The following is a 12,825-nucleotide window of genomic DNA, read 5'->3' as shown; positions in this document are numbered from 1 at the left end:
TAACCACAAAAAAAGAATTTGAATAACGATGGCTAATATTACATAGGGAATAACGTAATGTCAATGTGATTTTATGTCATATCAATGAGTTTCAGGAAAAAGAAAACGTATCCACGACCTCATACATCGGCGCCTGACCTGGCTGTGTCACATAAAGCACAAAATCTTGCACCATCCAAGAATTAACACCCAAAAAGTGCCCTGGAAGCACTTCAAATATTCCTTTATCCTCATTTCCTGGGTCCCCACCCAGAAATTTACGCGCGATCGTAATATGAGGAGAATAAGGTCTTAATTCAGGTTCGAATCCAAGGGAGAAAGTTGCATCCACGATCCGTTTTTGCAAAAGATGCAGTTGGTCGATCTCTCCTTCAACACCTTTCCACAGCACCTTTGGTGTCTCTTCCAAACCGAACGTTCCCCATCCGGATAATTGCAGTTCAAAAGGCTGGAATCCGGACGCTGCCGAGCGCAGCACTTTCCGAAGTTGGCCAATGTCACTAACAAGGGTATCTCCCAGAAATTGCAATGTAATATGATAATCCCGGTAGTCCGTCCATTTGCGAAAATCAAACTTTCCTTGCACCTGTTCCGCAGACATCCGAAGTGAATTCTGAATATGTGCCGGCACTCGAAGTGCAGTAAATAATCGTTCCCGTCGGGATGGAAGATCCGTATGTGAATGTGAATAGTTATTCATGGTATACACCTCTTCTAAAGTTCGCTTTATTATTTCACAGTCGCCTCTATGGTTTCAAGCTGGTTAAGTATAGAGTGACACAATTTTTGGGATTTGCACATGAGGCTGTATTCCTGCCTTTTACGCACATCACCTTCTTTTCTGCTACACTAAAGCCACAACATATTTCCATTCAGGAGGCCACTAACTATGGGTAAAATTGTATGTTTTCCATCCTTGTCGACAAAGCAGCAGCAACGCATTCTGGATGCAGCACCAGGTTATACACTTACGGTTGGCAAAGCCAGGGAGATTGATACATCGGAGTTAAAAGAAGCCGAAATCATCGTAGGCTGGTCTCCTCTGGTAACCGAGCATGCACTGAAAGAAAACAGTCTTCTGAAATGGGTTCAGGTCTGGTCAGCAGGTGTGGATAACCTACCTTTCTCAGATTTGGAACAAAAAAGTATATTTGTAACCAGTGCTAATGGCGTACACGCTATTCCCATTACTGAAATCATTCTGGGCATGATGTTGTCCCACAGCCGCTGGCTCAGACAAGCGATGCTGCACCAGCAGCAGGCGGAGTGGAAATCACCAGGCAAACCACTGCCAGAATTGCATGGCAAAACTGCGGTTATCGTCGGCGTCGGAGAGATCGGATCAGAAACAGCGCGCATTCTCAAGGCACTGGGCATGAAGGTCATTGGGGTTCGGCGCTCCGGAAAAGACGTTCCGAATGTAGACCAAATGTACAATATGTCCGGCCTTCATGAAGCACTGGGGCAAGGCGATTACATCATCAATATTTTGCCACTCACAGATGAAACCCATCATATCTATAATCAGACTGCATTTGAGCACTTCAAATCCGGTTCCTGTTTCGTCAATGTCGGACGTGGTCCAAGCGTGAATACGGAAGCTCTGCTGGGTGCACTGGACAGTGGGCAGGTTGCCTTTGCTGCACTTGACGTATTCGAGGAGGAGCCGCTCCCTGCCAATCATCCGCTGTGGGGTAAAGACAATGTCCTGATTACGCCGCACATTGCAGGCAGTACAGAGCAATACACCGAACGGGCGCTTGATATTTTTGTTCAAAACCTGGAAGCGTATATTGCTGGACAAACCCTCCCGCTCAATCTGGTGAATTATAGTCATAAATACTAAAAACGCTAAATTCTCCTATGTGAAATTGTACAAATCCATGTAAGGTAGTTTCCCTACAAAAATCAAAAACCTCGGTACCGGAAAATGAATTTTTTCCGGTACCGAGGTTTTTTCTGTTATTTTCAGTTCAACCGTTCTATGTGCAGAGCCAAATGTGACGTATAAACGTGCCTTTGCTCACCGTTCGATACTGATCAATGTTCCATCCGGCATCCAGAATGTGCCCCGCTACCCATTCGGTGGAAACGATCACTGCTCGTCCTGCAAGTCTCTTCAAACTCGTCAACATAGCAAGTTGCTCCTCATCCGGAAGAATAGAACAGAGATTATATGGCATGTCCAGAATGGCTGCATCGTAGAAACCTTCCAAATCATTCATATCCCCGAGGGTAATTCTGGCTGGATCATACCCATAATGAGGAAGATTAATGCGTGCACCCTGTACTGCCAAAGGGTTCAAATCATTACCTCTTGCCTCAATCCCCATCGACAACGCCTCAATTACAACGGTTCCCATTCCGCAGCACGGATCGAGCAACTGATGTCCCTCCACTTGCGGAATAGCAATATTGACCAACGCTCTGGCTAACGTAACACCAAGGCCCGTAGAGTAATTTTGCGGCTTGTGATGATGGGTTTGCCACGAGCGATCAGCCTCAGTCCATTGACCGAAGAGCCATTTTCCATTCACCTGCATTAGTCCAAAAGTCACGTCAGGCTGTTTCATCATAGCTTTGCCTTGAATGCACATGCCCAGCTCTTTTTCCAGCAGACGGGAATGTGCATAATCCGGCATGTCATCGCCCTCTTTCAAGCAGACAACCTTGAACGTTTCACCAGATGACAGGGCGACTTGTGAAGCAGCAGGTTTCAGACCTGCTACTGTATCCGCTTCGGCCATCACATCCAGTCTGCCCCGGACAAATGGACTTCTACCTGGTGGAATGCAAATATTGGAGCGTACATAAGCGTGATATCCTGAACCAATATCTGTTCCAGGAACGAGCATCGTTTCCAATTCCAATTCACATAGGGCACGTTCATTCTCATGACAAGCGAAGGTATATACGTAACTTCCGACAACTGAATCTTTGCTGTTTGTAGAGCTCAATATGGTAGCCGTCCTTCATGTTTCTTCTATTATAAGAAGAGGTTTTATATTTTTAATTTTTCAATGGAAGAAAGAAGATCTTCGGACAGGTCTTTCAGGGTTTGAATATTGCCGCTAATCGTTTCCATTGAACTCACCTGTTCCTCAGCCGACGCTGACACTTCCTCTACACTCGCCGCGGATTCTTCTGATACTGCCGAGATTTGTTGACTGAAATCATTCATCCGTCCGCTCGCTTCCTGCATACCTTCCAGACCATCTGTCATTGTACCAATGACTTGAACCATACCCTCTACCGACTCACTAATGGTACGGAACAGATTGCCGGAATTACGTACTTGCTGCTGCCCTCGTTCTGTTTCCAGTACACCTGTTCGCAATTCCTCAACAACACCCTGAGAATCCTTCTGGATGTCCTCCGTGATGACGGTAATCTCCTCTACAGAAGTTCGAACGGCTTCGGACAATTTCCGCACTTCTGCTGCAACAACTGCAAATCCGCGTCCACTCTCTCCTGCACGAGCAGCTTCGATGGAAGCATTCAATGCAAGCAGGTTGGTCTGTCGCGCAATGTCATGAATGACTTGAACCAACTGCGATATATTTTCGTTTTTGCGGTCCAGCTGTTCCATCTTGTTCATGGAAGACGAAACTACACCAGCAATCTGCTGCATCTGGTTTACGGATTGCTCCATGGATTCGCGACCGGTCAGTCCTTGTTTCAAAATGAGATCTGACATCAGTCTAAGCTGATTCCCCTGTTCGGAATGTTGCTGGATATGTGCGTTCAATCCTTCAACAGTACGGGCAGATTCAACAGCCGTTTCCGCTTGACTCTCTGCCGCTTTTGCCGACTCTTCCATCGTTATGGCAATCTGTCGACTGCCGATCTTAACCTCTTCAGAGGAAATGGCCAGTTCGCTGCTTTGGCGGTTGACGGCTTCAGCGATTCGTCTGACATTCAATACCATCGAGGTCAGATTACCTTTCATGTCATTCACGGCTTTGGCAAGAACACCCACTTCGTCTTCATGTTTGGTATGTATGTCCTGGACATTCAATTGACCTTCCGCAATCAGTTTCACGGCACTGATCACCCGAAGCAGCGGTTTAACGACTTGTGAACGAATAATGGGAATACTGACGGCTGTAATCACAATCATAATCAGGACACCCACAAAAATGATCATCCTGCCATCTTGTACGGATCGAATGGTCTGCGCGGCAGAGATATTGGACTGCTCCTGATTGTACTGCACCAGATAATCGAGATGAACTTGCATGGAATCAAAGGAAGCTGCCCCTTTTTCGGATACTTCCTTGGCCAACTGTTCCTGGCCTTCATCACTCAGCTTGATGGATTGCGTGTTAATCTTGAGGTACGCTTCCCACTTCATCTTCAGTGCGTCCCAATGTTCCTTTTCTTCCGTAGACTTATCCTGTTGATCATACATTTTAATAGCCTGAGCTGTTTCGCGAATGTATTTAGTACGTTCTTCAGCCAGGTTTGCTTTCTCACTTGCCTGGGCATCATAATGGCGATAACTCAATGACAGAATATGTTCTGTCGTATAGTTCAATCGGTTAATCTGCTGGAGTGATGGTATCCAATTATTGGTGATATCATTCGTGTTATTTTCCATTGAATTCATTCGTGTAATAATCGTGACACTCAGAAGAATTAAACAGAGGATTAATAAATAGAACGCAATGCTGATACGCAGACCGATACTCTTGATCCTGAATCTGCTAAACATGTGATTTCCCCCTTGTGCCCATCTTCGGCCACTTCCGTATTTTAGGTGCTTTTGTCGTTGTTTTACCCTTCTTTTGGCATCTTGCAAAATACTCTTTTCTATATTATATCTATAGGAAAAGAGACGTAAAGTATTATAACATTCTTTTGTTTTAGTCATGCTTTATTTTGTAAAATCTTGTGATTATTTCACACCATCTGTTGAACGGAATCGAATAATGTAAAATTATGACCTAAATGAAGCAAAAAAGAGCTGCAGCATACGGCAAATATCCGATCTGCAACTCTTACGATTTGAATCCATGCAGATGGCAGGTATGGACCCGCCATTCTTTGTATCACAACGGCTAACAGTCGTCCTCTCATGCGTTCATCAGTAACTTATAAGAGGCCAACCTTCGTTCGTAATCCGGTCCAGCTGTCACCACAAGTAGCCGATCCGTATCTAGCCTTTGGCACACCTGTTGCAACTGATCCCAGACCTGTGCAGGTGTACCGGCATAATGCCGCTGTACTCCATTCTCAGTGGCATCAGTGGTCCCGTTGTTATTGCTTGAACTTGTGCTGATGTTGTCAGCCTGCGTAGAAATCTCTTTCCCAACGGCTCTGCGTCTTTCCGCCATTTCGCGGCTCCAGGACAACGCCTCTTCCTGCGTCTCCGCACACAGTACACTGACAGCAACCATAACCTCCGGCTCTTTCCTATTGGCGCTGGGGATAAACCCCTCCCGATAACGCCGCACAGCCTCGGTACCATCCGTATCACTCATAAATTGTCCGAATACATACCCCATACCGAAGCGGGCAGCAAACTCAGCGCTCTTTACATTGGTCCCCAGCATCCATAAGGATAATGGAAGCTCCGGAATCGGGCGGGCCGTCACCGGATGTTCTTCATAGGTATAGCGGTCTTCCAGCAGTTCGGTTAGTGCAGTGAGCGACTCAGGCAACTTGGACACATGTTGCAAGTAATTGCCACTCAAGGCCATCGTTGCATGAGGACCGCCCCCAGGAGCACGTCCCAAGCCTAACTCAATGCGCCCCGGGTAGAGCGCCGCCAATAGTCGAAATGACTCGGCTACCTTAAGCGGGCTATAATGTGGTAACAGCACAGCACCAGAGCCAAGCTGGATCGTGTTCGTTCGCGCGCCAATATGGGCAAGCAACACTTCAGGTGATGCTGATGCAAGTTCGTCCATATCATGGTGCTCAGACGTCCAGTACCTTGAATAGCCCCATACTTCAGCATGCTGCGCAAGTGTAACGGATTGTTGCAGCGCCTGTTCTGCTGTGGCGCCGTTCAACCTTGGAACAAGGTCAAGTACGCCTAGATTGTATTTTCCACTGATATTCGCACCCAAGCGTCTCATCTCCCTTCGTCTTGCTTATCTCTAATCCAGATCGTAGATGGAACCGACCTTAAGACCGTATAGTTCATTGTATATTTTCTCGGCAAAAGCATCCGTCATCCCGGCAATATAATCGATCACCATATGCTCCCAAGTCCAGATCGGATTCGCCTTCGCCTGATCCTTCTCATAGCGTTGCAGCCAGTCGGACGGAATAATGGATTTGGACGTTTCCGGGTCAAGGAAAGCATCCCACAGACGCTTGATCATCCATTCACTGCGCTTTTGCAACCTCTGCACACGCAGGTCACGAATCATGGTCACCCAGGCAAAGCTCTTGAGCACACTCACCGTACGCAGCATATCGAGATCCTCGGCACCTTCACGGACAAACGTCACCTTTTTCCAATCTCCGTTATCAATAACCCCCAGGCTAGCGACAAAAAGACTGACCCAGTAAGCCTTGACCTCACGGCGGGTACGTGAGTAATCATGCTCGCAGAACGGCATCTTTTCATTCCAGATGCGCAGGAACGAAGCGAGAACTTCTTCGACTTTTTTGCCAATCGCTTCCCTTGTCCATCCGTTCCAGAACAGATCCTCCAGCGTCGTAATCTTATCCACAATCAATCGATTGATATGCGGATCTTGCAGGAAATGCTCGTGTACTTCGATTTTGCCTGCTTTGATGCCATCTTCCAGATCATGTGCGGAATACGCAATATCGTCGCAGAGGTCCATCAGCTGTGCTTCAAGCGTCTTTTTGCCAGCAGGAATGTCCCAACGATTGCGAATCTCGCGGATATACTGCCATTCATGATGGTACATGCCTTTCTTGCTCTCCGTGCCGGGATACGGATACTTGTTGATGCCGAGCAGCACCGCATCCGACAGGTTCAGCCCATCGATATCTTCCCGTTTTTCCAGAAACATAATGAGACGGAAGTTATGCGCGTTGCCTTCAAAATGCTCGTACTTCCGCTTGAGCTCTGCACGAATCTCCGCTTCCGGTTGAGGTGATTTGGCCCCGCGATTTTTCTTCATGATTTTCTTGACCTCTGTGTTAATGAGACCATCGAGGATGCCATCCAGCACTTCTTCACCTTTATGCCCAAAAGGCGGGTGACCGAAGTCATGCGCAATCGCGGCACACTCCACCACTTCCGAATCAATAATCAGTCCGGGACTGTCCGCCTGGTTCAATTCTACCTCCGGGTAGCGACGCAGCAAGCTTCTTGCTGCTTCTCGTGCAATCTGCGCCACCTCCAGGGAGTGGGTCAATCGTGTGCGATAATAATCGCCTGTTCCTGCGCCAAATACCTGCGATTTGCCTTGCAGCCGACGAAAGGTCGGTGAATGTATCAGTCTGGAATAGTCGCGCTCATAGGCTGCACGAGCCCCATCCAGTTTCGTTAGTTCAGGGTATTGTCTATGTTCTCTCAGATCGTTCCATTGCATGTTGATCACTCCTAGCCGACTGTCTCTATTTTGAGTGATTATACACATATTCTGCAGTTTCGAAAAGCAAAACCTGTCTGCGATTGTCATCTCTTCTCACATCAACTTGTGATACACAGTCGTCTTCTCTTATTATACCCTGCCAGACTATCATCCGTGCACCTAAATGATAATGATATAAAATGACATTATAATTCACTCAAATTTTGAGGTGTTTTTTGTCAATAGGAGTTGCTGTACTGAATTCTTACATACGCCCCTAAGGGTTTAAGATAATATTCTAGGTGCGAAAGTTGAGTTAATAAGTACAACGTATCCCATTGATTAAATTCTATTCAAAAAAAAGTTCGATAAAGTATCCCTCAAAGAATGAGAAATCTACTTTACCGAACATTTAATTCTAAGTTCCGACATCCTCACATTACTTTTGATGATTGAAATTTTGCGAGATTCAAGTTGTGAAGAAGGGGTGATTTTTTTTCTCTCGCTAGCTGATTGTAACTTATCCCCAAAAACAACCATGTAGTCAAGTACGAAAATTCCGGGACGGATATCATTAAGGATACATAAATTATTAGCAAAGAAATTTTAAGACCATCATTAAAATAACTTTTCTTTAATTTAAACATTGGATATAAGAAAAATATACTAAATAAAATAAATCCAATAATACCACTATTAACCAATAACGTAGAGAAAAAATCAGTTGAGCGAACATATCCAAATCCAACCCCGAACAACTTGTTGAAAAATGGCATATGTGAAAAATATTCCAGATGTTTGAACATAGAAGAGGATCTTTGAATTCCAGAGTGGGAATCAATCTTATTAAATAGTAAGAATTCAAGAACGGAAGCAATCCTTTTATAATTTAGGATAGCTAAAATTGCGGAGAAATATATTAGTATTTGACAATACCTATCTCTTAAATGATAACGCAAAACTCTATACATGAAATAAATTAATATTCCTAAAAATGCGGTTGAAGAGGTCGATAAAATTAATGCTATTAGCATGGGAATGTGGAATAAAGGTTTGCGTAAATGTATTGCGAATATCCAGAGAGGTAATACAGTTAGCGCGAAAGCGCTTGGCTCTCCTGTTAGACTCTTCATCCTGAGTGTATCTATTCCAAAAGCATCAGTTCTCTGACTCATGCTCCCCAATCTAGGATTACCGTTAATATCTAAAGCAAATACTCTGTTACTTAAAAAGTCTCCAGTTGTTCCAAATAGTAAATAATAAAACCATTCGTAAAACCCATAAATAAGAAATATAGAAGTGCCTATGAATATGTACTTATTCCACTCCTTCTTGTAAAAGTACTTAGTGTAAAAGCAAATTATTGAAGCAGCAATAAGATAAATGGATTGAGTAAATAGGCTCGATCTTAAAAAAACATGCCCATTTTCGTTAACTAATATAACATTGTGTACGAAATTGTAGTCATATCCTCCATTCATTTTAAATAAGACAGTTAATTGTGCTAAGGCGTTAAATAACGTTAACACGTAAACAAAAATAATTAAGTCTCTATAAAAATAATTGGTTACCTGTTTAACTTCCATATTGTTTTTGAATTTTAGACTAATAGCAAATAAAAGCACAAAAACAACTGATAACAAGGATAAAAGTAGCCCAGGCGTTGTTCCTGGATTTGAAGGCATTAAAACCCAAGAATTTATAGGTAAAACAATGGCCCATATTTTAAAATAATTATCAAAAGGTTTAGGGGCGGATAATACTTTAATATACTTTCACCTCTCAATATCGCTTTTGATACAAATTGTATCACTGAGGATAGTATGTATCAATACCAAAGAAATTTTTCTGTAAAAATAGTTTTATTCATTTTCAAAAAATTGCATCAGTAAGAACCACTATCCATAACACATGACCTACCTACATAGCCTCACTTTGTTATTATCACGAATTGTAAAATGAGATGCGACAGTTCCTCTATGAAAGTTCATATTCGGACAATTCAAATACATGAAATATCGCTGTTCTCTCCAGTATCATCCGCCTCTTCACTACTTCCGCTGTTTTTATTAACAAATCCTGATGTCTACAGTAAAAAATCCGACAGGAAGGAAATACCCTGTCGGAGTGCAGATGGTGGTTGCAAGGGTTAGGCCGTTGCAGGTTACAGAAAGAACTCTACCGTACCTTAAACCCTTACGTTACGTAAAATGTTGTAACCTAGCTTTCTTGTTACACCGTTATATCACTGCAGTATTGCGGATTTTAAACCATAACCTTGCAGATATCGTTGGTGAACTCAACCGGGTCTTGAATTGGCAGTCCTTCAATCAGCAATGCTTGATGATACAGCAAGCTTGTGTAAAGGCTCAGTTTTTCTTTATCCTGTGCAAATGCGTCTTTCAAGGATTTGAAGACATCGTGATTTACGTTGATCTCCAGCACTTTGTCCGCCTGTACATTTTCACTGTTCGGCATAGCTTTCAGGATTTTCTCCATCTCAATCGTCAGCTCACCTTCGGTGGACAAACATACCGGGTGGCTTCTGAGGCGTTTGGAAGCTTTAACAGCTTTTACTTTGCCGCCGAGCTGTGCTTGCATCGCTTCGAACAACTCTTTGTTGTCGTTGTCCTGTGCGTCCGTCTCTTCTTTATCTGCACTGTCCTCGATGCCCAGGTCACCGCTGGAGATGGATTTGAATTCTTTTTCTTTGTAATTCGTGATCATCTTGATTGCAAACTCATCGATGTCGTCGGTGAAGTACAAGACTTCATAACCTTTATCGAGTACACCCTCGATCTGCGGCAGCTTCTCAATCCGCTCAATGGATTCACCCGATGCGTAGTAAATGTACTTCTGATCTTCCGGCATTCTGGAAACGTATTCGTCCAGGCTCACCAGCTTCTTCTCTTTGGAAGACGAGAACAAGAGCAGATCCTGCAGGGTGTCTTTGTTCACGCCATAGTCGCTGTATACGCCATACTTCAACTGACGGCCAAATGCTTGATAGAATTTCTCGTAATTCTCACGCTCGTCCTTGAGCAAGCTTTGCAGTTGGCTCTTGATCTTGTTTTTGATGTTCTTCGCGATCAGACTGAGCTGACGGTCGTGTTGCAGCATTTCACGGGAAATGTTCAAGGACAGATCTTCCGAATCCACCATACCTTTTACAAATCCGAAGTAATCTGGCAGCAAATCACCGCATTTGTCCATGATCAATACACCGTTAGAGTACAGTTCAAGGCCTTTTTCATACTCTTTTGTATAATAATCAAACGGTGTGTTCTCCGGGATAAACAGGATTGCATTGTATACCACTGCGCCATCCGCGCTGATGTGCAGATGTTTGAGCGGTTTGTCAAAACCGTAGCGTTTTTCCATATAGAAGTTGTTGTAGTCTTCTTCGGTCAATTCGCTTTTATTTTTACGCCAGATCGGCACCATGCTGTTCACGGTTTGCTCTTCTTTGTACTCTTCGAATTCGTTCTCTGTACCCTCTTTTGCACGCTGACCAGTCACATCCATCTTGATCGGGTAGCGAATAAAGTCAGAGTATTTCTTGATGATGGATCTCAGGCGGTATTCTTCCAAAAATTCGTCATACGAATCTTCTTCGGTATTTTGTTTAATCGTCAGGACGATTTCCGTACCCACGGAATCTTTCTCTGCTGGAGAGATCGTGTACCCGTCCGCGCCTTCGGATTCCCATTTCCATGCTTCGTCGCTGCCCAGCGTTTTACTGGTTACCGTCAACTTGTCCGCCACCATAAATGCGGAGTAGAAACCAACCCCGAATTGTCCGATGATGTTGTGTCCGTCTTTGGCTTCATTCTCTTTCTTGAACGCCAGCGAGCCGCTTTTTGCGATAACCCCCAGATTGTTCTCCAGCTCTTCCTGGGTCATCCCGATTCCTGTATCAGTGAGCGTGAGCGTACGGTTCTCTTTGTCGATGGTAAGCTTGATGTAGTAGTCCTCTTTGTTGAAAACTAGTGTGTCGTCCGTCAGTGCTTTGTAATATATTTTGTCAATGGCGTCGCTGGAGTTGGAGATCAGTTCTCTCAAAAAGATTTCTCTTTGGGTGTAAATGGAGTTGATCATCATATCCAGCAAGCGTTTGGATTCAGCCTGGAATTCTTTTTTAGCCATGAATGGGTGTCTCCTTTCAAATTGGGGATAGAATGATTGGGTTAAATATAGAAAGTAAACCTTTGAATACTCCCATGCAGAATGTTACGTTACTAGAAAAGCCTTCAATCGCTTTGATCCCTAGATTTTTTTGATTCACTCTATTCCTCATTTAAAATAAGCGCATGATTTTGTGCGGTCTAGCCGTTCCGGTTACGAATCGTTCTTTGTTATCCCCTAATTTCCTTGATCTCCTTTTAAAAAGGGAGAAATTAGGGGATAAAGGCGAAGCTTCGCTTCTACAGAATCGATTTCGTCCCCTTCACTATTGCCGAACCATTCACCAACTGATTTTAAACATTGAGATTTTAATCAATTGAAAATCTATTGATCATTCTTTCGCGTGCCAGGCTTTATCTGGCTCATTCCACTCTAATGTCCTATTCAAGGTTAATTAAATCCATATTCAAAAACACAATCATTCCATATGTAGTCGTGTAGTAAAAACATCATTTGTTAGCACTCTGATGATCAGAGTGCTAAACCCTTCCTTTTATATAACATATGGGAAAATTGGGTGTCAATACGAAGGCAGTTATTTTAACAAAATCATCGAATAACACTTCAAGTTTTGCACATCTCTAACCATTTTAGCTCAATACATCATGCAACACAAAAGCCGCCTCGAACCAAAGTTCGAACCGGCTTGGAGACAGATTGTAATAAGTATGTTGGAAGAGTAGCTAGTATCACATCGTTCCCCTCTAATGTATTTTGAAGGGTCATCCACCTTGCTGTGTAGCAACAGGCGCACTGGTTGACTAACTTAGGGGCGGTTGATAATGGCAAGCCCACGCTAAGGAACCTCACTGACGTTAATTGGTCCCTTTAAGATGTTTTCATATTCTAACAAATCGTAGACACGCTATTTCTTACCTTTAGTCGACCTTTGGAGACTTTCCGCAGGTTTTTCGTAAAATAGCGTGTTTGAAAGTCGTTAGACTGGGAGATGGGCAGTAAATCGCAGAATAAGGCTTCCTAAGTTCGTTAGATTTGGAACAGAAGTTGGATTACAGCTACAAATTACACTTACATTTAGCGTTGGCGTTCAAGCTGCGTTACAGCAAAAGTTAGAGTTACAGAGGTCGGTTATACATTTAGGTTACGGTTACGGTTACGGTTACGGTTACGGTTACGG

At 43.8% G+C, this 12,825-nt stretch carries 7 protein-coding genes; 1 reads left to right on the top strand and 6 read right to left on the bottom strand.

What is annotated here, in order from left to right:
* Positions 1–91: 91 nt before the first annotated feature.
* A complete protein-coding gene (gene thpR / locus MKY42_RS06715) occupies positions 92–700 on the bottom strand; it encodes an RNA 2',3'-cyclic phosphodiesterase (RefSeq protein WP_179265565.1) in 609 nt (202 codons plus the stop codon).
* Between the two features lie 189 nt (positions 701–889).
* Here thpR and MKY42_RS06710 point away from each other — a divergent pair, with 189 nt between their 5' ends.
* Positions 890–1,846 (top strand): D-2-hydroxyacid dehydrogenase, encoded by a 957-nt coding sequence (locus tag MKY42_RS06710; protein WP_339849892.1) that lies wholly within the window; start codon positions 890–892, stop codon positions 1,844–1,846.
* A gap of 136 nt (positions 1,847–1,982) precedes the next feature.
* Here the strand turns inward: MKY42_RS06710 and MKY42_RS06705 are convergent, their stop codons facing one another.
* The 5 genes from MKY42_RS06705 to htpG form a co-directional block, all read right to left on the bottom strand.
* Positions 1,983–2,957 (bottom strand): RNA methyltransferase, encoded by a 975-nt coding sequence (locus MKY42_RS06705; RefSeq protein ID WP_339849889.1) that lies wholly within the window; start codon positions 2,955–2,957, stop codon positions 1,983–1,985.
* 44 nt (positions 2,958–3,001) lie between these two features.
* A complete protein-coding gene (locus MKY42_RS06700; protein WP_177185628.1) occupies positions 3,002–4,714 on the bottom strand; it encodes a methyl-accepting chemotaxis protein in 1,713 nt (570 codons plus the stop codon).
* 361 nt (positions 4,715–5,075) lie between these two features.
* On the bottom strand, positions 5,076–6,074 hold the full coding sequence (locus MKY42_RS06695; RefSeq protein WP_339849885.1) for an MsnO8 family LLM class oxidoreductase: 999 nt from the start codon (positions 6,072–6,074) through the stop codon (positions 5,076–5,078).
* A 30-nt stretch (positions 6,075–6,104) separates the two neighbouring features.
* Entirely contained in the window at positions 6,105–7,520 is a 1,416-nt protein-coding gene (gene dgt / locus MKY42_RS06690) for a dGTP triphosphohydrolase (protein ID WP_090894198.1), read from the bottom strand.
* 2,247 nt (positions 7,521–9,767) lie between these two features.
* Positions 9,768–11,648, bottom strand: a complete 1,881-nt coding sequence (gene htpG / locus MKY42_RS06685; RefSeq protein ID WP_063564526.1) for a molecular chaperone HtpG — start codon at positions 11,646–11,648, stop codon at positions 9,768–9,770.
* Positions 11,649–12,825 lie beyond the last annotated feature (1,177 nt).

The sequence above is a fragment of the Paenibacillus sp. FSL W7-1088 genome, assembly GCF_037969855.1.
Taxonomy (GTDB): Bacteria; Bacillota; Bacilli; order Paenibacillales; family Paenibacillaceae; genus Paenibacillus.
The sequence above is the reverse complement of the archived record's forward strand: the minus strand, read 5'-3'. Positions and strand labels throughout refer to the sequence as shown.

Bases quoted from the DNA above. Each gene is read 5' to 3' on its own strand.
- MKY42_RS06710 (WP_339849892.1), top strand. From the start codon at position 890: ATGGGTAAAATTGTATGTTTTCCATCCTTGTCGACAAAGCAGCAGCAA.
- dgt (WP_090894198.1), bottom strand. From the start codon at position 7,520: ATGCAATGGAACGATCTGAGAGAACATAGACAATACCCTGAACTAACG.
- MKY42_RS06700 (WP_177185628.1), bottom strand. From the start codon at position 4,714: ATGTTTAGCAGATTCAGGATCAAGAGTATCGGTCTGCGTATCAGCATT.
- htpG (WP_063564526.1), bottom strand. From the start codon at position 11,648: ATGGCTAAAAAAGAATTCCAGGCTGAATCCAAACGCTTGCTGGATATG.
- thpR (WP_179265565.1), bottom strand. From the start codon at position 700: ATGAATAACTATTCACATTCACATACGGATCTTCCATCCCGACGGGAA.